This window comes from Mesorhizobium sp. 8, from assembly GCF_006351905.1.
Classification (GTDB): domain Bacteria; phylum Pseudomonadota; class Alphaproteobacteria; order Rhizobiales; family Rhizobiaceae; genus Mesorhizobium; species Mesorhizobium composti.
This window is the reverse complement of sequence record NZ_CP040914.1, coordinates 640670-663889: the sequence shown is the minus strand read 5'-3', so window position 1 is coordinate 663889 and position 23220 is coordinate 640670. Positions and strand designations below refer to the sequence as shown.

The following is a 23220-nucleotide window of genomic DNA, read 5'->3' as shown; positions in this document are numbered from 1 at the left end:
CATCAATTGCCGAACCTGCGATCCATCGCTCTCACCACTTCACGCTCAAGCCGAGTTTGCCGCCGAGGGCGTTGCTGTCACCGAAGTCCTGAAGGCTGGTGCGGGCGAACGCTTCGCCAAAGACCGCATAGCGGCCATCGTCCCAGCTCAGCGAACCGCCCAGGCCAAGTCCGCCCCACAGCGACTGGTTCTCGCTCGCCAGGGTCGTACCGGAAACATCTACCTTCGAGCCCTCGAGGAAGCCATAGTATAGGTTGGCAATGCCATAAAGGTGGGCGCGGCTGACTTTTCCGGCTTCGTCTACCCATTGGTTCTCGTAATCGGATGAGAGGCCGAGGCGGCCGACGAGACTGTCGCCGTCCGCCAGCGATACGGCAGCGCCAAACGGATCGGTAAAGTCGTCGAAGCGGACCGACGAATAAGCGAGCTGCGCCTGTGGCGTCAGCGACCATTTGTCGGTAACGGAGATCTTCTGTCCGCTCTCGAGGCTGAACGCATGGCCGAAGCCGTTATTGCCTTCGACGAGCCTGCGACCCAGCGTATAGGACGTAAGATCGCTGTTGTACCAGGTCGCCTGCGCTTGCGCGTCAACATAGAAGCCGCTGTTGCCGTACCAGGTGAGCGTGCCCCCGAACCCGTAGCCCGTTGCATCGATTGAGCCCGTGCCAAACGGGGAGAAGACGTTCGAAGAGACGGTTCCGTAGTGGACGGTAATTCCGAAGATCAGAACGCCTGCCTCGCCCTCATGCAGCAAGGCGTCGAGACCGGCCTGCATCTTCCAGGTGGTCACGTCATAATCGGTTCCGGTCGTGGATGTCCCGGGGTCAAGTTCGGCATGTGCTGCCTCGATCCTGGCCCAGATTGCGTGGCCATCCACGGGGCCTACGGTCGGATCGTCTGCACCTTGAGGCGTCGCACCCGGCCCCCAGGAGCGGTTGCCGACACGTTGCTGCAGCGTATCGAGCTGGTCGAAGCTCTGCAGCACGCCGGCATAGGCCTCGTAGATCGAGGTAGATGGCGCGTAGAGCGGCTGCGGCTCAGGATCGTCGGGATTGATGTAGGCCGAGCGCAAGTACCAGTCGCCGTCGCTCGGTGTGCTGACGCCGCCCTTATAGAGGCGGTAAGCATAGGCACCCGCCACTGTCGCCTGCTGGCCCTCGAAGAGATAGTCGCCGAGGAGCGAGAATTTGCCATCCGAGGCGCCGCCGACATCGATGATCTTGATCCCTTCGACGGTCTGCGCGCCGCCGCCGCCCACATTGGCGACCTTGACATTCGTGTCGCCCGAGGTGTTTCCGGCGACGATCAGCCGGTCGGTTCGCGAAGCATCGCCGCCGAGCTCGCTTTCGATCTCCAGCGTGCCGCGATTGCCACTGTAGGTGCCGTCCACCGTCAACGTGCCGATCCCGCCGATGCCCGGCGCTACTGCGCCGGCATTGTCGGTGTCGCAGACTGTTCCCGTCCCCTCCAGCCGTCCGCCGGCCAGCACTTTCATATTGCCGCAGAGACTGCCGCGGAGAGAGAGCGTTCCGGCGGCAATCGAGGTGGTTCCGGCAAAACTCGAACTGTCGCCGGAAAGTGCCAGAACGCCGGCACCGGCCTTTGTGAGAGGACCGGTTCCGCCGATGACCCCTGACAAGGCAAGATCCGCATCGGTTTCAAAAGTGCCACCGCCGGCATTCACGGTCACATTCCGGCCGGAGCTGAAGGAAGCCGTATTGCGCAGCGTGCCGCCGTCGAAGCTGAGAGCGCCGCTCCCATCGCCAAGATTGGCATCGCTCGACACCTGGAGCGTGCCGCCATTGATGGCGGTGCCGTCGATGTAGCTGTTCGTACCGGAAAGAACCAGCGTCCCAAGGTCAGTCTTGATCAGTTGAGTGTCCCCTATGAGCGCGGCGGTGATCATTGCCGCCATTTCCGCCCCCGCACCCGTGCCATCGCCGACGCGGATGGTTGACGCCGGGCCGCCAAGAAGGATGTCCTCGCCATTGATGGCATAGCCGTTGACGGCGAACTGCAGGCCGGAGGCCGTCACCTGCCCAAGGCTGTTGTCGACTGTCACCGTACCCGCCGCGCCGGCAAAGACCGGGAATGCGCCGTTGCCATAGCCCGCATTGACCGCGCCGGTTGCGTCCGTCCAGTTGTCGTTGCCCGCAGAGCTTTGCCAGATGCCGTTGCCGCCATTGACGACGCCATCGAATTTGGGTCCAGCATCGCCATCCCAGTAGCTCAGCGCCAGCCCCGCCGTATTAACGAGGTTCACCTGGTTGGCGACCGCGGTTTGCACAAAATAGCCGCTCGATGGGATCGTCCCTACCAAAAGACCATTGTTGGTCAGCGAGCCGTTATAGGTAAAGACGCGATAGATGCCGGGGCCGAATGTGCCGCCGGGCGTCTCGGTGACATTCAGCGTGCCATCGAGCACCAGATTGCCACCGACCGTGACGAGATCGTTGAGTGTGCCACCCACGACATTCGCCTTGCCGAACGAGTAGTTGAGGACCGAGCCACCGGAAAGCGCAAGGTCGCCCATAATCGCGAGCGTGCCCGGCGTTCCGTCCGCCGCACCGGGATTGAGCACGCCGCCGTCGGCGATCGTGACGCTGCCGCCGATGGCGCCACCGCCACCTAGCATTGCACCGGTCCTGACGGTGGTCAGCCCGGTCGCGCCACTCTGGTCGCCGTCGACATAGAGGCTGCCTTCAGCAACGGTGGTCGCCCCGGCATATGCGTTGGACCCGGAGAGGACGAGCGCGCCATTGCCAGTCTTGGTCAGGCTTCCTGTTCCGCCGAGGACACCGGACAATGCGAGGTCGGCCTGCGTGTCGAATGTGCCGCCGCCGGCATTGAGCGTTACGTCGCGCGCGCTGGCGAAGGCGAGCGTGGCGGTCAGCGTGCCGCCGTCGAAGCTCAGCTCCCCCGGAGCGGCGCCGAGATTGGCGTCGGCCGAGACCTGCAGGGTGCCGCTATTGATCGCGGTGCCACCGGTATAGCGGTTGGCGCCGGCAAGCACCAAGGTGCCGAGATCGGTTTTGACCAGTTCGCTGTTACCAATGAGGTTCGAGGCGATTGTCGCGAGGTAAGCGGACCCGGGTATCGTGCCGTCGCCGACTCGAATCGTCGATTGCGGCCCATCAAGTGTGACGTCACTGCCTTGGATGATGTAGCCCTCAGCCGCAAACTGCATGCCGGCCACGTCGATCGCGCCGAAGGCGCCATCCACCGTCACCGTGCCGCCGGTTCCGGCAAAAACGGCGAAGCTGCCGTTGTCGAATGTTCCGTTGAGGGCGCCATCATCTTGCGTCCACAGGGTATTGCCACCGGCCCGCCACGTTCCGTCGCCACCTTCGATCGCGCCGTTGCTCTGGTTGGCGGGGCCGGTGTCGCCATCCCAATAGCTCAGCACTAGTCCGGCGGTGCTGACAAGGTTCACCTGCTTGTCGATTGAGGTCTGCACATTGTAGTCGGTCGAGGTGGTGGCAAGCCCACTGTCGTTGAGCGCGCCGCCATAGCTGATGATGCGATAGATGCCCGGCCCGAAATCGCCACCGCGCGTCTCGGCGACGTTGATCGTGCCGTCGAGGTTCAAATCGCCTTGCACCACGGTCAGGTCGTTGTAGGCCCCGCCGACTACACCCGCCTGGCCGAAGTTGTAGTTGAGCGACGCATTGGCTGCCAGCGTCAGACCGCCCTTGATCGTGAGCATCCCTGGCGTCGTGCCGGGTTTCCCCGGGTTCAGCGCACCACCGTCAAGGACGTCGACATTGCCGCCGATCGTGCCGATGCCGCCGAGCGTGCCACCGTCTTCGACCGTGGTAAGCCCGGCCGCGGCCGTCTGGTCGCCGTTGACGATGAGCGTACCCGCGCGAACTGTGGTCGCGGCGGTATAGCTGTTGTCGGCAGCGAGAACTGTCGTGCCGCTGCCGATCTGTTCCAGCGAACCAGTGCCCGAGATCTGGCCGGAAAAAGCATAGCTGTCACTTCGGTTGAAAGCGAGCGTGCCGTCGTTCGTCACGTCGCCGGCGATGGTACCGGCCGCCCCGCCTGCGCCGAGCTGCAACGTGCCCCCCGCGATCGTCGTGCCGCCGCCATAGACGTTGTCAGCGCTCAGCACCAGCGTACCGGCGCCGTCCTTGGTGAGCATGCCCGCGCCGGCCATAGCGTTTGCCAATGACAGTATCGTCCCACCGTCCGTCTGGAACGTACCGCCGCCCGAATTGAGCACCACGCTGCGCGCGGCGGCGAACGTACCGGTCGTGTGCAGGGTGCCGCCGTCGAAGGTGAGCCCGCCGGCAGCATTGCCGAGATTGGCGTTCGCCGAAACCTCGACCGTACCGCCATTGATGATGGTGCCACCCTGATAGCTGTTCGTGCCAGTGAGCACCAACGTGCCGGCACTGGTCTTGTTGAGCACGCCCACCCCGCCGACCGCGCCGCTCAGCGTTAGGTCGGCCAGCGTGTCGAAAGTGCCGCCGCCCGCATTGAGCACGACGGCCCGGCCGGTAACGATCGCGGCCGTGTTGCGCAACGTGCCGCCGTTCAAGCTGAGCGCCCCGCCCGCAGCACCTAGATTGCCATTCGACGAAATCTGGATTGTGCCGCCATTGATTGCCGTGCCGGCAGTGTAGGTGTTGGTGCCGGAGAGCACGAGCGTGCCGAGGTCGGTCTTTACGAGTTGCGTAGTGCCGGTGAGACTTGAGCTGATCGTCGCAGAATAGCCCGCGCCAGCCACCGTGCCGTCGCCGACGCGAATGATCGACTGAAGACCAGGCTGCGTGCTGTCATCGACAAGCACGATTCCTTCGCCCTGCACGACATAGCCATCTACGTCGAATTGCATGCCCACGGCTTGCACCTGGCCGTTGGTGGTGCTGTCGACATCTACCGTGCCTGCTGCGCCTTGGAAGATGGCGAAGCTCGCATTGTCGAAGGGCGCGGCGAAGAGACCGGTCGCGTCGGTCCAGTTCCTGTCTCCGGCTGCTCGCCAGACGCCGCTACCGCCGTCGACCGCGCTGTCGGAATGCGGACCGGTATCACCGTCCCAGAAGCTAAGGGCCAGACCTATGGAGTTGACCAGGTTGACCTGCTTGTCGATCGAGGTCTGCACGAAATAGTCGGGTGAGGCGACATTCAGACCGTTATCGGTCAAGGTCCCGCCGTAGTTGATAAGACGGTATACACCCGGACCAAAGGTACCGCCCGGCGTCTGCGTGATGTTGAGTGTGCCATCAAGCGTCAGGTTGCCGCCGACATTGATAAGGTCGTTGAAAGCCCCACCGGGCACGCCCGCCCGACCGAAATCGTAGTTAAGGGAGCCAGCGAGCAGCAACAAATTTCCATTGATGTTCAAAGTGCCAGGCAGGTTGCCGACCCCACCTGGATTAATGGCCCCCAGGCTCCTTACCTCGCCGCCAACCGTGCCGTTTCCGCCTAGCGTGGCGCTGAAGCCGACGTTGGTCTGCCCCTGCGCACCGGACTGATCTCCGTTGATGATAAGGGTACCGGCGTTGACGGTGGTGGACCCGGCGTAGCTGTTGTTGCCGGTAAGCGTAATCACGCCGGTGCCGAACGAGCCCACGCGGCCGCTGCCCGAGATAACGCCATCGAAAGAGTAGTCGCTATTGAGAAAGAAGCTGAGACTGCCCTCGTTTGCCACGGTCGGCGTTGCAAGCGTTGCTGGCGTCGCGCCATTACCGATTCTCAGGTCCCCGGACTCGATGCGCGTCCCGGCGCCATAGTTGTGGTCACCCGTCAGCATCAGGGTACCGGCGCCCTTTTTATCGAGGCTTTCAAAGTTGGCGATGTTGCCACCATCGAGCGTACGCCCGGTGTCGGCGACGACCTGCAGGGTGTCACCCACGCCACTTTCACCACCCGTACCGGCATCGACGCCACCACCGCTGAATACGGCAGTGTCGTTGAGCACCAGGGTATCGTTCCCCACTCCCAGGCCAAGCACGCCGGCGCCGGTGTCGAGCGTCCCACTCACATTCAGCGTGTCACTGCCACTGCCCAGATCGCCTGTAGCGGTCAGGGTGCCGCCTGCATTGACGTTGATGATGTTGGAGGCCCCATCACCGGCGATCGTGACCGGCAGACCGTTGCCCTGGACGGTGCCGTTGACGGTAAGGGTTGTCGCCTCGTCGTCGTCGAAGACGATCATGCCGGTTGTCAGACCGCCGTCGACCTGCAGCACACCCTCTGTAATCCTGGTCATGCCGGCGCTGTTGGTCGCAGTCAGCACCGTGGTGCCTTCGCCCATTTGCTCGATAATGCCTGGGCCGCTGATCTTGCCGGCGAAATTGAAACCACCGGCATCGCTGCGATTGAAGCCGAGCGTGCCGGTCGAGAAAGCAAGGATCACCTCGCCGGTGCCGACATTCCCCGTCGTGCCGCCATTGCCGATGATCAGCTTACCGTCGTTAATAACGGTATTGCCGGTGTAGGTATTGTCGGCGGTGAGAATCCACGTGCCGGCGTCGTTCTTGGCGAGGCTGGTCTGGTTAGCTCCGCTTTGGTCGCGGATCGTCACGCCCATGATGTTGTCGCCGGCATAGGTGCCGCCGAGCGTGAAGGCGCGCGCGCCGATGCCCGTAAAGCCCATCAGGCCGCCGCTGTCGGTGAAGTTGACGGCGCCGGTGCCAGAGGATTCGATGATGGTCGTACCGGTGCCGAGAGTGAACAGCCGGTTGGTGCTGTCGCCAGCGCCGACATAGCGCAGCGTTCCGTTGGTGCTGATGACCAGATTGCCGGCGGCTGCGGTCGACGCGCCGATGCTGCTGTTTTCGCCGCCATCAGCGAGCTTGGTGACTTCGAGTACGCCGCCATCAGCGGTGGTAATCGTGGCGCCCGTGTAGGAACTGGTCGAATTGGTCAGCCGCCAGGTGCCGGCTTGATCCTTTACCAGCGAGACCGCCGAGGCGCCGTTGTCCACAATCTGCGCCGCGAGGATGTTGGTGCCGCTGTTGGTGCCGCCGAGACGCAACTGTCGTGCACCTGTACCAGTATGCGAAATCGCGGCCGTGCTGGTGAAATTGAGCGTGCCAGTGCCCGAAGATCTGAGATAGGCGGTGTTACCCATCGTGAAACGGCGGTCGGTGGTGGCATTCTCGCTACCATTGTACAGCAAGCCAGCGGCGCCTGTGCCGCCGATGACGAGGTTGCTCGCATCAGCGCTGGACGAGCCGATCGAACTGTTCAGCCCGCCATCCCTTATGCAGTCGGCGTAGATCCAGCCGCCATTGAGGACGGTTCCGCCACTGTAGCTGTTGTCGCAGCCGCCCAATCCCTGGCCGCCGCCGCCATTCTTTATCAGGCCGCCAGTTCCTTGGATCGTACCGAAGAAATTCGCCCCGCCGTTGGTGATCGTCAGATCGGCCGAGCCGAGCCGGACCGTGCCGCCAACGTCGTTGCTGTCGTCGAGAGCGAAGAGCGAGTTGGGATTGTCGGCCAGGTCCAGGGTCGCGCCGGCATAAACCGCCATGCTGCCGGTTCCAAGGGCCTGGTTGGAGCCGGCGATCAGAGTGCCCTCTCTGAGCAGAGTGGCGCCGTAAGTGTTGGTGCCGGAAAGCTTCAGGGCGCCCGCGCCATCCTTCACCAGGCCACCGCTCGCGGCGTTGGTGACGTTACCCGTGAACTCCAGCGTGGTCGTGGCTTTCGTGACCGCGAAGCCACCCCAGCCGCCAGCAAGGTGAAACCCGCGATCAGTTGTGACCGTGTCGCCCGTATATTGTAGGGTGCCGCTATTGGTGAGGACCAGATTGCTCGCGGCGGCGGTGGATGCACCAATGCCGCTGGTTTCGCCGCCATTGCGAATGCAATCGACGGACAGCATACCGCCTTGGATGGTGGTCGGGCCGCTATAGCTGTTGCCGCACCCCACAAAAGTCTGGGTGCTGGAGTTTTCCTTGATGAGTCCGCCGGCGCCGCTGACCTCACCATTGAAGGTCACGTTCAAGCCGCCGATCGTCAGGGTGGCTCCGCCGAGAGTGACGGTGCCGCCATTGGCCCCCCCGCCCTCGAGGCCGCCAACCTTGATGTCGAAGCCGGCCAGATCCAGCGTGACGCCTGCCGCATCCGCCAGTCTCATTGTGCTGGCACGGCCGAAAGCTTCCGCCGACCCGGCTCGCAAAGTTCCGCCGTTTATAAGGGTAGAGCCGACATACGTATTGGTCCCAGATAAAACCAGAGTGCCGGCCCCTTCCTTCAGCAAAGGGGCGTAATCATCGGCAACAACAGCACCGCTGAACTCTAGAACCGTATTCGCGTCGGCAACGTCTATCGCGCCACCGGCACTTCCACCGATGGTGAAACCGCGGTCGGTCGTGACCGAGCCGCCCGTGTATTGCAGCGTAGCGCCGGCCTGCAGGACAAGATTGGCCGAATCGCTGCTCGATGCGCCGATGCTGCTGGCCGCGCCGCCGTTGGCGAGCGTTGCGACCGACAGCGTGCCGCTGGTGATCCGGGTAGCTCCAGTATAGCTGCTCCCGGCACTGGTAAGCGTCAGCATACCAGAGCCGGTTTTGGTGAGGCCGGCGCCGTCGGGGCTGACGATCTCACCGCCGAAGGTCAGGTTGGTCGCGGACTGCGTGACCTGGATCGTGCCGCCGGTGATGGCGCCCGAGCGCATGAGCGTGAAGCCGCGATCCGTCGTGACGTTGCCGCCGGTATAGTTGAGCGTACCGCCTTCGAGTACCAGGTTGGAAGAATCCGCCAGGGACGCGCCGATGCTGCTGTTCGTGCCGCCATCGGCGAGCGTTGCGACCGACAATCTGCCCCGGGTAACCCAGGTCGCTCCAGTATAGCTGTTGTCAGGGTTGCCAAGTGCGACAGTGCCCGCGCCAATACCGCCGACGGTGAGCCCCGTGGCGCCGCCGCTGTTGACGATGGTCGAGTTGATGGTGAAGGTACCGGCGCTGTTCTGCTGGATGCCCAGCGCACCGCCGACTGCCCCCCTGACCGAACCGCCGAAAATCGTCTGGCTCGCGCTGCCAACACTGTCGGCGACGATGATGGTGCCGTCGACACCGAGCGTCTGGCCGGCTCCGACATTGACGCCAGAGTTTCTCGCCACCGTATACCGCAGGCCGCCGAGCTGGACGACATTGTCGCCACCCGCCTCACTCACCGTGCCGAAGAAGGGTGTGCTCGCCGCGCCGCCGGTGTCGGTGACGATATCGCCGTCCACCCACGTGCCGGCATCGTCCTTGAGATCATAGGCCGTGAAGGCGATGATATTGTTGCTGGCATCCACATCCGCATAGTCGGTGGCGTTGACCGTGGCCCAGCCGCCGAGCGTGGTGCCCGGCGCCACGGTCATCGTCGTTCCCGCGTCGATACCGAAGTCGATCTGGCCGCCCGTTCTTATGACGTTGCCGAAATTGACGAGCACGGTGCCGCCACTCGCCCCCGCAGCCACCGTAACCCTGTTGCTGCCGCCCGTGAGGTTGAGCCCGTTGAAAGTCTGGCTGTTCGCCTCGCCGGCGGCGCCCGTAACCTGCACGGTGCCTCCTGCCATGTTGAGGGCCGAGGCACTTGAGATGATGTTGCTCGTCGGTCCTCCGGCGGAGGAAAAGTCAAGGGCGAGCGTGCCGCCCGCTATATTGGTGTCGCCGGTATAGGTGCTTGCGCCGGTCAGCGTCTGCGTGCCGCCACCCCCTTTGGTGAAGCCGCCGCTGCCCTGGATGCTGCCTGCGAAGCTCGAGCTGATACCGGTGGCGACGCCCACAGTGAGACCGCCAGCACCAAGCTGCACCGTTCCGCCGGTGCCGTCCAGCCTGGTGAAGCTGTAGTCATAGCTGCCGAGGTCGAACGTGCCGCCATTCACGGTCAGCGAGCTCAGCTGGTTGAAGGCCGTCGCACTGCCCGCGCGCAGCGTTCCGCTCTCGACCGTGGTGCCGCCCGTATAGCTGTTGTCGCCGCTGAGCACCCAGGTGCCGGCGCCATTCGCGACGATGCGGCCGGAATCGCCGATGTTGCTGGCGATCGTATTTTCCCCGGCGTAGCTGCCGCCGAGGTTGAGGGTATCAATGCTGGCTACGGGATCGAAAGCAATGGCGCCGGTGAGCGTCAGGCCGCCAGTGCCGTCGTTTTGCAGCATGGTGTTGTTTGACAGGACCCACGTGCGGTCTGTGCTGGTTGCACCGCCCGTGTAGCGCAATGTGGCGCCGTTTATAGCGATCGCCGATCCCTGCCCGAATGAGCTGGCGAGCCCCGCGTCCGCCAGAACGGAGGCGTTGATGGTACCCCCACCGTTCAGGATGACGGTGCCAGCGAACGTGTTGGCTCCGGCAAGCGTGACGCTGCGGGCCGCGGCAGCTGTGAAGGTGACGCCAGAAGCAACGCCGCTGAGTATGCCCTGGAGGTCGAAATCCCCGCTCGCGGCATTGAACTGGGTGTTTTGCGCCAGATTGAAGTTGCCGGTGAGGATGAGCGTTCCCGTGCCCGAGTTGTTGAAACGGCGAAGCGTTGAGCCCGACAACACCCAATCGCGGTTCGAGCTGTCGCCATCGCCGATATAGGTTATGTTGTCCGAAAACTGACTTCCGGCCGTAAATGTAATTGTCCCGCCGGCACCCAGTGAGCTCGCCTCGCCGACATTCCGAACTGAGGTGAATGCAACATTCCCGACGCCCTGGCCCACCCCGTTGAGCTGCACCGTTCCGGTAAAGTTGCTGCTGTCGTTGCTAAGCGTGGCGCCGCTGGCCACGCTGAGGTTACCCGAACCGGTAAACTGCGCCGCCCCCACGCCGGCACCGCTTACGGTGAGTGTGGTTCCTCCCGCGATCGACACGGACCGGTCCATGGTGCCCGAATCGACGGTGAGCGTTGCGTTGGTCGTGGTCGTGATTATGTTGCCTGGCGCGCCGAACGCGGCATTGTTGCTGGCGCGCAATACACCGCCGCTCAGCGTTATGCCGCCACTGAACGTGTTCGCTCCGGTCAGAAACAGCGTGCCCGCGCCTGCCTTGGCGAGTCCATCTGAGCCGGCGATGATGGCGCTGATGGTGGAAGTGCCGGCGGTCACCGAGACAGTCGGCGTCGTGCCGCCGAGCGTCAGGATATTGGCGCTCCCCGCGATCGTATAGCCGCTGGTGCTGAAGGTTAGGCCATTGGCGATGATCGGCGCGCCAAGCGTTACCGTGCCGGCTGTGCCGGCAAAGATAGCGTTGTCGCCGTTGGCCCACGGCTGGTTATAGGGGCCAAGCGTATCGCTGGAGTTGTCGCTCCAGTAAAGGTTACCAAGATCCCAGATGCCGGTGCCGCCGCTGCCGGCGGCCGTCTGATTGACATCCCAATATCTATCTGCCGCGAAGGCGGGCCCGGCCACGCTCGCGATCAATACCGCCATGGGCAGCAGAGTAGTCCCCAAGGCCTTGGCGGAGGATGAAACGTAAGTGGCTAAATTGGGAGCGTAGCTCGCCGCTTCGCCTTTCCACTTCGTCATGCGGCCACCACGCAGTAAGCGCGAGAAGGCCGCTTCTCGGGGCGAGTATCTTGCAGTTCCTGCTTCGGTTTGGTCGGACGCTAGCGCTCGTGGACAAAGGTTGACTGCGGAATCCGGTTTTGATTCAAGGCTTCCATTTGGAGGGAGCCTTGGGCGAACGGATTGGTTTGACGGACGAGGAATGGGCGCTGATCGGCCCGCTTCTTCCTGCCGAACGAGGACGCGGTTGCCGCCCTGCGCAGGACAACCGGCGCTATTTCGAAGGCATGATGTGGATGGCGCGCACCGGAGCGCAATGGCGACATCTGCCTGACGAATACGGCAAGTGGAACAGCGTCTTCCGCCGATATCGGCGATGGGTCGAGACCGGCGTGTTCGAAGCGATGCTCGAAACGCTGGCGGAGATGGTCGAGCGGGATCGAAGCGCCGACATGATCGACAGCACCATTGTCCGGGCACATCATTGTGCGATCGGCATAAAAAGGGGACTCAGGAGACCGAGGCGCTTGGCCGATCGCGCGGCGGCTTCACCACCAAGCTCCATGCACGGTGCGATGCGAAGGGGCGGCCACTCGGCTTCGTCCTGACGCCTGGGCAAACGCACGACACACAAGGCTTCGCGCCGTTGTTCCGGATGATCTCCGATCGGATCGAGGCATTCCTCGCCGACAAGGGTTATGACGCCGATGCAATCCGCGAAGAGATCTCCAGCGCCAACGTTGAGGCTGTCATTCCCTCGAAAAGCAACCGGCGCGAGCCCATCCTCCACGACAAAGCCAAGTACAAATGGCGCAACCAGATCGAGCGCCTCTTCAACAAGCTCAAGAACTGGCGGCGCATCGCCACCCGTTATGACAAGACAAAGGAATCCTACCTCGGCTTCGTCGCCATCGCAGCAGTCAAACTATGGATACCCTTTGTCCACGAGCGCTAAGAAGCGTCTTTCCGGTGTGCCGTATCTCGTACAGTCTGCCACTTCTATCCCAAGCTTCGTTCACCCGATCCTGAGTGCCGCACTCCGCTGGCATTGCTGCCAGCCGCGCAAACACACTCATGCAGTTTCGTGACGGAGATTTACAACGCCCCTTCCCCCTGCGGCCCTCAGCAGTTAACGCCGACGATTCGCACACGGCCGACAGTTGGACAGAATGCCGCCAGAGTGACAACCATAAACCCCAGCAGGCTTTTCAAAGTGTTAAAGCACCGGCTGAGAATCGGCGCCAAGCCATGTTAGACGACAGGCGTCAAGCTTGATTGCTTCGCTGGCTGGAATGCGTCCCGATTGGCAGAAGGACGACTAGCGCTCCTTGTGTATATGCAGGGCAGGAACGAGACTCCGTCTTTCTTGGAAGCCCAATCGCGGAGATTGAGTTGGATGGCGTTACCATTCTGCTCGAATCCGCCCCATCCAGAGCTTCCTTACTGGATATGGATAGTCGTGGTCGGTGAGGCCACAATTCGGAAGCGGCAGCCTCACCTAAGGACCTTAACGAAATCCTCAATCTCGCGGACTGTGCCGGAGCTGCACCGATGGTGTCCCACGGAGTGGTGTAGCTGGCGGCATTGGTCGTCGAGCAAGTTTGCTGGGACAAGGCGGTTGCGGATTTGGCAATTGATCCGAATCCCGAAAACTGGCTCGTTCGGAGTTGAAGCTCCGTTGCCTGACGAGGAACCAATCCGGCCGGACCGATGTTGGTAACTCGAAGGGAGAACGAGCGATGCCTGATCCTGAGAAACCCGTTCCCGGCAAAGACTTGCCGGGCCCGTTGCCGGACGGGCCGAAGCCGATCGATGAACCGAAACCGGACCGGCTGCCCGACGAAGTTCCACGTCCGAATCCGGACGAGACGCGAAAGCCACCGTTGCAGACCGTGGCAACGCCGCCGCGCCCGGTGCCGCCGGATCCGCAACCGCCGATGCCGCCTGGTCCCAGGCCTGAGCCGGGTCCTGATCCGTCGCCCATACCGACGCGATGATGCGATGCCCTTGCCGACCAGGGGGCTTGCCGGCGAGCGGGTTAAGGCGTGGATACCATCCTTCGTCATGGAGGAATCCACGAACGCTTTTCAACCCTCGATTCCGGCAACCGCACCTCGTAGCGTCGAAGCGCTGTTCGGTCAGGTCCTCCAACTTTGGGAATGGCGGAAAGCCGCTTTGCGGTGTTTCGTGCAGCCGCGGGCGTCACGAAATATTACGTTACGGAACGGCGGAAAGGGCCATTGGTTAGTTTGCACGAGGCGCATGAAGCGGCTCGAACGAAAGAACCCAAGGAGAAGAACCATGCCCCAAGGCGGTAGCCACGAACAGCATGTGAAAGCTGGCCAGCAGAGCCACAAGAACGACGAGAACCGCGGCCGGCAGCAGCAGGCCGAAGACCGCAACAGGGGCCAACAGGGCGGTCATCGCGGCGGCAGCGGCAATTTCGCCGAAGACCGTCAGCGCGCCTCCGAAGCGGGTCGGAAAGGTGGCCAGCATTAGCAGGAAAGGAGGGTGGCGGATTGCCACTCTCCTCCCTTTCCGGGACGGACCGGCCCAAGATCGACGAAGGCTCAGCGCGACCGCATCGAGCGGGCCATCGAGGCGAACTATTTCAGCCGGCGCCTGGGATTGACGAAGGAAGAAGCTGCGCGGCTGATCAAGCGGAGCGGGTGGAATTAGCTTTCCTGCTTCAGGCGAATGAATGTCCAGACACGCTTTGCACGAGCTCAAAGGACTGGGTTACCTGATTTCAGCGATCAGTGTGCTGATGCTCGCGGTTGTAAGCTGGTCGAGCGCGCACAGGAGCGCCCTGTTGACCGTATGCCTGCTCGGCGGCGCGGCAACGTCGGTCATCGGCATGTTCTGCCGGTGGCTTTCCTACGAACTCGAAAAGCGGATGAAGGAGTCGGACAGGCGGGAGCCCGGCCGGAAATAGATTCCTGCAACCTGCAGCCGCTTGCCGAACCCTGCCAAAGATGCTTCGATCTCCGCTGGGGCACAGGAGGTACTCATGCATCTCCACCAGCGCGGCATCGATCTGCTTGTCAACGTGCAGGATGCCGCCGACCATGTCGACAGCCTGACCAGGGAAGACATCCGCGGGATTCTCGACGAGACCAGCGTCGTGCTCGGACGGCTTCTCGAACGGGACATCCCTTTCGCCAGCCGTTCTCTCCCGCAGCTGCGGGTCGACAAACCATGCTGAGAAGGGCTTCGCCGGCCCTCACGACCGGCGCTTGATGAATTCACCGAGGCCGGCCATGAGTTCGGCCTCGTCGAAGACGCCGGCCTGAAAAAGCGACATGGCCGCCTGGGCGATTTTCTCGGCGTCCTTGCTCCCCTCCTCCACATGATTTTCGTGGCAGATGCGATCATACACCTGCTTGAGCAGTTTCATGTCGTCCGGATAGACGATACCGCTACTGGAAACGGAAAGACCTCTCATGGCTTCGCCCTTTCGCTTTGGGGCGGAACATGCTCGTCGCTCACAGCCGACAGCGCCCATGGCATTTGCTGCCGATAGGGAAAACAATTAGGGCAGGAGAAGCGAAAAACAACGGCATCGCATTAGAAACGGTAAGCCGCCTCGCGGATCGGCGCCGGTATGCGATTTTCCCGCCCTGGTCTACCGGGGCCGGATCGCGCTTTAACTGGAATCGCTAAGAGCGCACTTGAATTTGGTTCGGAACCTGCCACGTCCGGGCGGGTTATGGCATCACCACATGAAAGGCGAAGCCATGCGTATTCTGACGCTCGTTGCCGCCCTTTCTGTTGTTGCCGCTGTTCAACCGGCGACGGCACAGGCGCCAACGGATGAACTTCCTGCCCAGCCGCCTGCACAGCAAACACCCGAGGCTGCTCCGGACCAGAACGTGACGGTCATCAACATCGTGCGGCTCGAAGACCTGCCGCCGCAGTTGAAGAGCGTAGTCGAGACGAAGCTGCACGAGACCAGCGCTAACGATCTGCGCGAGTTGCAGGCATCGATCCAGTCATCGCCGGCAGCCATGACCATGCTTGCCCAGAACGGACTCAACGTCACGCAGGTGGTCGCGGCAGCCGTCGACCCGACGGGTATACTGACGCTGGTGATCCAGGACACCGCCTAGATATATATCGGAAGTCCTGTGCCCAAGGCGCGGGGGCGGCACGTCAGGCCAATTCCCGACTGGACCCTGGAGCCGCTTCGACCGGCAACGGACGGTTGAAAATCTTCCGCGCGATCGACCCAGAACCGGCGGCCGGTGCGATCTCCGACTTGTGAACGGAACCACGCGGGTATCCGGCAGTTGATAGAGCGGGTGACCGCAACCGGACCGGTCCCGAGGCGAGGCAGCCATGATCGAGAAAAATTCCGACGTCTTCGATCTTTTCTCGGAGATTTATGCAAGCGCGGCCGAGGAGGAGATGAGCCTCCAGCAATATCTGCTGGCCTGTCGAGAGGACAAATCGCTTTATGCCTCCGCGCCCGAACGAATGGTCGACGCGATCGGCGAGCCGACGCTGGTCGACACCAGCAAGGATGAGCGGCTGGGCCGGATTTTCTCGAACCGGACGATCAAGATCTATCCGACCTTCGCCGACTTCTACGGCATGGAAGACACGGTCGAGCGCATCGCCGGCTACTTCCGCTACGCTTCGCAGGGGTTGGAGGAGCGCAAGCAGATCCTCTACCTGCTCGGCCCCGTCGGCGGCGGCAAGTCGTCGCTGGCAGAGCGGCTGAAGAAGCTCATGGAGGAGCGGCCGATCTACACCCTGAAGGTCGGCAAGGCGATCAGCCCGGTCTTCGAGTCGCCGCTCGGCCTTTTCCATCCCGATCGCATGGCCGACCTGCTGGAGGACAAATACGGGATCGCGCGGCGGCGGCTTAACGGCCTGATCTCGCCCTGGGCGGCCAAGCGCCTCGACGAACTGGCCGGCGACATCTCCAAGTTCAGCGTGGTCAGGCTGATGCCGTCGCGGCTGCGCCAGATCGGCATCGCCAAGACCGAGCCCGGCGACGAAAACAACCAGGACGTCTCCGCTCTCGTCGGCAAGGTGGACATCCGCCAGCTGGAGAATTTCAGCCAGTCCGATCCCGATGCCTATTCCTACAGCGGCGGGCTCAACCGCACGACGCAAGGGCTGCTTGAATTCGTCGAGATGTTCAAGGCGCCGATCAAGGTTCTGCATCCGCTTCTGACAGCGACGCAGGAAGGCAGCTACAACGGCACCGAGAACTTCGGCGCCTTCCCCTACCAGGGCATCGTAGTGGCGCATTCCAACGAGTCGGAATGGCTGCAATTCAAGAACAACAGGAACAACGAGGCCTTTCTCGACCGCATCCTAGTGGTCAAAGTGCCCTACTGCCTGCGTGTCGCCGAAGAGCGGCAGATCTACGAAAAGCTTTTGCGCGAAAGCGAACTGGCCGGCAGCCCCTGCGCGCCGGAAGTGCTGGATATCCTAAGCCGCTTCACGGTTTCGACCCGGCTGGCCGAGCACGACAACTCGCCGCTCTATACGAAGATGCGCGTCTACGACGGCGAGAACCTCAAGGAAATCGACCCCAAGGCGAAGTCGGTCCAGGAATACCGCGACGCCGCCGGCGTCGACGAGGGCATGACCGGTGTCAGCACGCGCTTCGCCTTCAAGATCCTGTCGCAGACCTTCAACTACGACACGCAGGAGGTGGCGGCCGATCCGGTCCATCTGATGTACATCCTGGAACAGGCGATCAAGCGCGAGCAGTTCCCGAAGGAAACGGAAACGGCGTATCTCGACTTTATCAAGTCGGAACTCGCGGTTCGCTACGCCGAATTCATCGGCCACGAGATCCAGAAAGCCTATCTGGAATCCTACAGCGAATACGGCCAGAACCTGTTCGACCGCTATATCGCCTATGCCGACGCCTGGATCGAGGACCAGGATTACAAGGACCCCGATACCGGCCAGATCCTCAACCGGGAAGTGCTGGACAACGAGCTGTCGCAGATCGAGAAGCCGGCCGGAATCGCCAATCCGAAGGATTTCCGCAACGAGGTGGTGAAGTTCACGCTGCGGGCACGGGCCAGGAACAATGGCCGCAACCCGGCGTGGACAAGCTACGAAAAGCTGCGCGAGGTGATCGAGAAGCGGATGTTCGGCCAGGTCGAGGACCTGCTTCCGGTCATCAGCTTCGGCTCCAAACAGGACAGCGTGACCGAGAAGCGGCACACGGAATTCGTCCAGCGCATGGTCGGGCGAGGATACACCAAGCGTCAGGTCCGCCGGCTGGTGGACTGGTATATGCGGGTGAACAAGGCGGGCTGAAACCGGTCAGGGGCTCGTCATGCCAATCTTCATCGACCGCCGGCTGAACCCGAAGGACAAGAGCCTGGGCAATCGCCAGCGCTTTATCCGGCGTGCGCGCAACGAGCTCAAGCGAAGCATCCGCGAACAGGTCCGGTCCGGCAAGATCGCCGATGTCGACGCTGAACACACCGTTTCGATGCCGGCCAACGGCACGAGCGAGCCAAGCTTCAGCGACGCCAGGGACAGCGGCCGACGCCGGCATGTGCTGCCCGGCAACAAGCATTTCGCGCCGGGTGACCGGCTGCCCAGGCCGGCTCCGGGCATGCCCGGTTCCGGACCGGGCTTGAAGGAAACGGAAGACGATTTCCGTTTCGTGCTGTCGCGCGAGGAGGTGCTCGATCTCTTCTTCGAGGATTTGGAGCTACCCGACCTGGTCAAGGTCAACCTGAAGGAAATCCTTGCCTTCAAGCCGCGCCGCGCCGGCTTCACGGCAACCGGTTCGCCGACCAGCATCAATGTCGGCCGCACCATGCGCAACAGCCATGGCCGCCGCATCGCGCTGAAGCGGCCCAAACAGGAAGAACTCGATGCGATTGCACGCGAAATCGCGGCTCTCGAAAAAGGCACGCCGTGCGTCGCGGCGCGCGAGCGGATCGCCGCCCTGAAGGTGGAGCTGGACCGGCTGGAGCGGCGGCGGCGGCTGATCGCCTATGTCGATCCTGTCGACATACGCTACAACCGCTTCGACGCCCAACCCATCCCGAACGCCAACGCCGTCATGTTCTGTCTGATGGACGTGTCTGGCTCGATGGGCGAGCGCGAAAAGGACATGGCCAAGCGCTTCTTCGTGCTGCTGCACCTGTTCCTGAAACGGCGCTACGACGCGACGGAGATCGTCTTCATCCGTCACACGCATCAGGCGCAGGAGGTGGACGAGGAGACCTTCTTCTACAGCACCCAAAGCGGCGGAACCGTCGTTTCGACCGCGCTCGAAGAGATGCGACGCATCATCGGCGAACGTTACCCCAGCAGCGAATGGAACATCTACGCGGCCCAGGCGTCCGATGGCGACAATTTCGCCACCGATTCCGAGCGCTGCATCGCGCTGCTCGACGGCGAGATCATGCGGCTCTGCCAATATTTCGCCTATGTCGAGATCATCGACGAACGGGAGAGCCACATCTTCGGCTCTACCGAGAACGGCACGTCCCTCTGGCATGCCTATGAGGCCGTCAGCGCACAATGGCCGAATTTCCAGATGAGCCGCATCGCCACGCCGGCAGACATCTATCCGGTGTTCCGCCAGTTGTTCACGAGGCAACCGGACCAGCAGGGCGGCTGAGAGGAACGGGGATGACACAGTCTGCCGCCAGATCCGGACTGCTGTTTTCGGGCTCCGACTGGGATTTCCCGCTGCTGTCTCGCGCCTATGACGCCATCGAGGCGATCGCGATCGAGGACCTTCACCTCGACGTCTATCCCGTGCAGATGGAAATCATCTCGTCGGAGCAGATGCTGGACGCCTACTCCTCCGTCGGCATGCCGCTGATGTATCGGCATTGGTCGTTCGGCAAGCATTTCCTCCATCAGGAATTGCTCTATCGCAAGGGCGGACGCGGCCTCGCCTATGAGCTCGTCATCAATTCCAATCCCTGCATCGTCTACCTGATGGAGGAAAACACGATGGCCCTGCAGGCGCTGGTGACGGCGCATGCCGCGCTCGGCCACAACCATTTCTTCAAGAACAACCACCTGTTCCGGCAATGGACCGACGCGAGCTCGATCCTGAGTTACCTGGATTTCGCCAAGCGCTACATTGCCCAGTGCGAGGAACGCCATGGCCTCGCCGAAGTGGAAGCCATGCTCGACGCGGCCCATGCGCTGATGGATCACGGCGTGTTCCGCTACCACCGCCCACCGAAGCTGACTTCGGAACAGCGACGGGAAGAAATCCGCGAACGCCTCGAATACGAAGAACAGTCCTACAACGACCTTTGGCGCACCCTGCCCGCTTCGAAGGACGGCAAGGACGACGAGCCGGACGACAGCACGGCCGAGCGGAAGGAGACGCTGAACCTTCCCGAGGAGAACCTGCTCTATTTCCTTGAAAAGAACAGTCTGGTGCTCGAGCCATGGCAGCGCGAAATCCTGAGGATCGTAAGGGTCATCGCGCAGTATTTCTATCCGCAACGCCAGACGCAGGTGATGAACGAGGGCTGCGCCACCTTCGTCCACTACACCTTGATGAACACGCTGTTCGACCGCGGCATGATCGGCGAAGGCGCCATGCTGGAGATCCTGAAGAACCATTCGAACGTGGTTTTCCAGCCGGGCTTCGACGATCCGCGCTTTTCCGGCATCAATCCTTACGCGCTGGGCCTCGACATGATGCAGGATATCCAGCGCATCGTGACCCAGCCGACGGCCGAGGACCGCGACTGGTTTCCCGATATCGCCGGCAGCGGCGACTGGCGCGAAGTCCTGCTCGACGCATGGGCCAACCACCGCGACGAGTCCTTCATCCGCCAGTATCTCAGTCCGGCCCTGATCCGGAAATGGCGCTTCTTCGTTCTTGCCGATACGGCCGACGAGCCGTTCTACGAGGTCGCCTCGATCCACAACGAGCGCGGCTACGAGAAGGTTCGGTCAGCACTGGCCGACAGCTATGATATCGGCGCAACCCGGCCGAACATCCAGGTCGTGGATGTCGACCTGCTCGGCGACCGGCAGTTGCGCCTCCAGCACAAGATCAAGGACGGCATCGTGCTGGAGGAGACCGGCTGTGACGCCACGTTGCGCCATGTCCGCAAGCTCTGGGGCTACGACGTCAGTCTGGCGGGCGTGGACATGGAGACCGGCCTCGCTGTCTACGAACGGACGGCAAGTCAGATCGGGGACTGAGCGGGAAACGAACTGGTTTACGTCCTGCTCGTGGCGGGCACGGGGTGATTCAATAAACAGGGCCGCCCGCGGTCAATCGAGACCGCAGGCTTTTTGCCTTGTCATTCGATGACTTCCACGATCTTCCTCGTCGAGGGATCCACCACCACGGTGCGGTCGTTCACCACGACGTAGCGATACTGAACGTCAGGGATTTCATGGAGTTCGACCGTGTCGGGAAGGGTCGAACCGATGCTCAGCTCAGCACCGAGCAGATTGATCGATGCCAGCGGTTTCTTGTGAACGTATTCTTTGATCACGGTCTGCTGTTCGGGCTGGATGATGACATCCTGGGCGGCAGCGGCACCGATGCCACCGATCAACAACAGGCCGGCCATACTACTTATGATCTGGAGTCTCATGGTTCTGTCCTTTCACTTCGTTCGCTGGCCGAGGCGCAGCATCTGAAGGAGGCAAACGTCAGGAATCCGGCCCCGTTCCCTTGAAAACCGAATTGTGACTGCAACGACATCCCGACAGCCGGACAATTGACGATGAGGCGAGCTCCGCAAAAACTGAAGGTGAGGAACGAACGAGCGCACGCGGTGTTGTAGCTATCCTGCACGGGAGACAGTGGATGAAACACGTCCGCGCAACCATCGAAGAACTGCGTCGCTATATCTCGACCTGCGAGGCGAAGACCGAGTTGGAAGAGGTGGATAACCTGCTCGCCATCGCGCTTGAGGAAGTGCGGCGCAAGCTGGCGCAGAAACAACAAAGAGAGAGGCGAAAAAACACCTAGCCTTCGGCTGTTGCCGATCCCGTTCGCGGATGCGCGATTTGGCTAATCGCCCACGACGATGGACGCGGTTTCGGTCGTGTCGACCGCGCGTTGCGTCCTTGGCGCGACCAGCAGCAAGGCGATGACGGCAAAGGCGGCGATCATCGCCGCAGCGTACAAGACCCTTGTCATGGCTTTTCCCTATTTCCGCGATGCATTCCGGCGGCCACCTTGTTCAAAAGGCCCATGGCCTGCACTCCAGCTTGGCGGACACAACGCGGATCCGTCGATTCAGTTGCCTTGATTCCGGGCTGGTTCAAGAGAGACGACGCGTCGTCGGATCAACTGGCAGGTTTTTGCGTACGCTATGTCAAAGTGAACAGACGAGCACCGTCAACCGGTGTATAATGTTTTAATCGTCGGCAGTGAAACAGGGCGCCGACGGCTGTGAGCGAGCACCATGCTTCCGCCCCAATGGAGGTGGAGCCATGCAAGCCCCATTCAAGTCATCTCCCGGCATCGCCTATCCGAGCGACATGACGGTCTTGAAGCAGGTCTTCGACCGCGTTTGCCGGGAGAACGACATAAAATGCGGGAGCCGCGCCGCCGACGACGTGGCGCGCGCCCTGATGTCGCTTTTCGGTGCCGGAATGCACGACGAGACCGAGCTTCTCGATAGCATGAAGGAATTCATGCTGCGCAATTCCGGAATTATCGCTTCGGCTGCCGAGCCACCCCGAGCGAACCGAGGCGATTTATGGCAGCCGACGCCCAGCTCCAGGCGCACCGCGTTCCGCCGCTGATTTCTGCTCGCGCAGCCAGTCGGCGAGCGAAGCCCGGCGCGCACCGCCGCGGCCCACGAAGGGCTCCGCCGCCAGCATCGAGTTCAGTACCGCTTCCTGCGTCGCGTCGGCCGCTGCCCGGAAAAGCAGGTCGATGCGGGCGTCGTTCAGGGTCATCATGGGGATGAAATCCCGCTTTTCGTCGTGATCGCTGCCGTTCGCGGTGCTGAAGGCGATGGCGATGTCGCCGCTGCCGTTGCCCCAGAATGCGCCGAGCCGCGCAATGCCGGCGCCGGCGCGGCGGGCGACGCGGGCAAGCTGGCGCTGCTGCATGGAAACGTCCGTCGCCAGCACAACGATGATCGAGCCGCGTTCGGCGTCCTGGCGCTGACGCGGATCGGGCCGGCGATCGTCCGGCAGCACGAGATCGCCGGCGCGGCCGAAATTGGACAGGACCAGGACGCCAACATGATGCTCGCCTCCGCCGAGGGAAAGCTTGCGCGAAGCGGTGCCGATGCCGCCCTTGAAGCCGAAGCAGGTCATGCCTGTGCCGGCGCCGACGCTGCCCTGTTCGACTGCGCCTTCATGCGCATCGGCCAGCGCGGCAAGCGCATGCGCCTCGGTTACGGCAAGCGCCTGTATGTCGCTCAGCGGCCCGTCGTTGCATTCGCCGACGACGGCGTTCACCGTGCCGGTCGTGCGGCCGATGTCCGGGTTCAGCCGGATCGCCTCGCGCACCAGCGCAGTCTGGCAGGTGCCGACAGACAGCGTGTTGGTGAGCAGGATCGGCGTCTCGATGGTTCCGAGTTCCTTGACCTGCACGAGGCCCGCCGTCTTGCCGAAGCCATTGATGACGTCGCAGGCGGCCATCACCTTGCTGCGGAACAGGTTGCCGCCATGCGGCAGGATCGCGGTGACACCGGTGTTCACCTCGCCTTCGCGCACCGTGCAGTGGCCGACGCGGACGCCGGGCACGTCAGTGATCGCGTTCCATTCGCCGGCCGGCAGCGTGCCGCAGGTCAATCCGAGATCGGACGCGGTCGCCATCATGTCTTTTGCACCGCCTTGCGCATTCCGGTCGC

The 23220-nt window shown here is 62.4% G+C and carries 14 protein-coding genes and 2 pseudogenes; 11 read left to right on the top strand and 5 right to left on the bottom strand.

The window, feature by feature from the left end; all coding sequences use genetic code 11:
* Window positions 1-31: 31 nt before the first annotated feature.
* Entirely contained in the window at window positions 32-11446 is an 11415-nt protein-coding gene (locus tag FGU64_RS03030) for an autotransporter-associated beta strand repeat-containing protein (protein ID WP_139950821.1), read from the bottom strand.
* 119 nt (window positions 11447-11565) lie between these two features.
* Between FGU64_RS03030 and FGU64_RS23470 the strand changes: the two are divergent.
* The 5 genes and pseudogenes from FGU64_RS23470 to FGU64_RS03010 form a co-directional block, all read left to right on the top strand.
* A pseudogene (locus tag FGU64_RS23470) lies at window positions 11566-11907 on the top strand (IS5 family transposase); the annotation flags it as partial.
* On the top strand, window positions 11802-12380 hold the full coding sequence (locus FGU64_RS03025) for an IS5 family transposase (RefSeq protein WP_246671229.1): 579 nt from the start codon (window positions 11802-11804) through the stop codon (window positions 12378-12380). The pseudogene FGU64_RS23470 and the gene FGU64_RS03025, both read left to right, overlap by 106 nt.
* Window positions 12381-13846: 1466 nt before the next feature.
* Window positions 13847-13921 (top strand): annotated as a pseudogene (locus FGU64_RS03020) (KGG domain-containing protein); the annotation flags it as partial.
* A gap of 205 nt (window positions 13922-14126) precedes the next feature.
* Window positions 14127-14360 (top strand): hypothetical protein, encoded by a 234-nt coding sequence (locus tag FGU64_RS03015; RefSeq protein ID WP_139950820.1) that lies wholly within the window; start codon window positions 14127-14129, stop codon window positions 14358-14360.
* A gap of 75 nt (window positions 14361-14435) precedes the next feature.
* On the top strand, window positions 14436-14630 hold the full coding sequence (locus FGU64_RS03010) for a hypothetical protein (RefSeq protein ID WP_139950819.1): 195 nt from the start codon (window positions 14436-14438) through the stop codon (window positions 14628-14630).
* An 18-nt stretch (window positions 14631-14648) separates the two neighbouring features.
* Here the strand turns inward: FGU64_RS03010 and FGU64_RS23190 are convergent, their stop codons facing one another.
* Window positions 14649-14822: a hypothetical protein gene (locus tag FGU64_RS23190; protein WP_180375618.1), complete on the bottom strand. Its 174-nt coding sequence runs from the start codon at window positions 14820-14822 to the stop codon at window positions 14649-14651.
* Between the two features lie 325 nt (window positions 14823-15147).
* Here FGU64_RS23190 and FGU64_RS03005 point away from each other — a divergent pair, with 325 nt between their 5' ends.
* From FGU64_RS03005 to FGU64_RS02990, 4 genes are all read left to right on the top strand, one after another.
* Window positions 15148-15534 carry a hypothetical protein gene (locus FGU64_RS03005; protein ID WP_230978694.1) on the top strand — a complete coding sequence of 129 codons (387 nt, stop codon included), beginning with the start codon at window positions 15148-15150 and terminating at the stop codon, window positions 15532-15534.
* A gap of 229 nt (window positions 15535-15763) precedes the next feature.
* Window positions 15764-17713, top strand: a complete 1950-nt coding sequence (locus tag FGU64_RS03000; protein ID WP_139950818.1) for a PrkA family serine protein kinase — start codon at window positions 15764-15766, stop codon at window positions 17711-17713.
* A 19-nt stretch (window positions 17714-17732) separates the two neighbouring features.
* Window positions 17733-19037 carry a YeaH/YhbH family protein gene (locus FGU64_RS02995; RefSeq protein ID WP_139950817.1) on the top strand — a complete coding sequence of 435 codons (1305 nt, stop codon included), beginning with the start codon at window positions 17733-17735 and terminating at the stop codon, window positions 19035-19037.
* Between the two features lie 11 nt (window positions 19038-19048).
* Window positions 19049-20596, top strand: coding sequence for a SpoVR family protein (locus tag FGU64_RS02990; protein ID WP_139950816.1), 1548 nt, complete (start codon window positions 19049-19051; stop codon window positions 20594-20596).
* Between the two features lie 101 nt (window positions 20597-20697).
* Here FGU64_RS02990 and FGU64_RS02985 read toward each other — a convergent pair whose 3' ends face one another.
* The gene (locus FGU64_RS02985) at window positions 20698-20997 is read right to left on the bottom strand and encodes a DUF1236 domain-containing protein (RefSeq protein ID WP_136355884.1); all 300 of its coding nucleotides are present in this window, start codon (window positions 20995-20997) and stop codon (window positions 20698-20700) included.
* Window positions 20998-21212: 215 nt separating this feature from the next.
* On the opposite strand from FGU64_RS02985, the gene FGU64_RS23185 reads away from it, so the two are divergent.
* Entirely contained in the window at window positions 21213-21377 is a 165-nt protein-coding gene (locus FGU64_RS23185) for a hypothetical protein (protein WP_168734476.1), read from the top strand.
* Window positions 21378-21419: 42 nt separating this feature from the next.
* Here the strand turns inward: FGU64_RS23185 and FGU64_RS23680 are convergent, their stop codons facing one another.
* Window positions 21420-21548 carry a hypothetical protein gene (locus FGU64_RS23680; RefSeq protein WP_269142505.1) on the bottom strand — a complete coding sequence of 43 codons (129 nt, stop codon included), beginning with the start codon at window positions 21546-21548 and terminating at the stop codon, window positions 21420-21422.
* Window positions 21549-21844: 296 nt separating this feature from the next.
* Here FGU64_RS23680 and FGU64_RS02980 point away from each other — a divergent pair, with 296 nt between their 5' ends.
* Complete coding sequence (locus FGU64_RS02980; protein WP_139950815.1) at window positions 21845-22159, top strand: hypothetical protein; 315 nt, start codon at window positions 21845-21847, stop codon at window positions 22157-22159.
* Here the strand turns inward: FGU64_RS02980 and FGU64_RS02975 are convergent.
* Entirely contained in the window at window positions 22112-23188 is a 1077-nt protein-coding gene (locus tag FGU64_RS02975) for a P1 family peptidase (protein WP_139950814.1), read from the bottom strand. The two genes, FGU64_RS02980 and FGU64_RS02975, sit on opposite strands and share 48 nt — an antisense overlap.
* Between the last annotated feature and the right edge of the window lie 32 nt (window positions 23189-23220).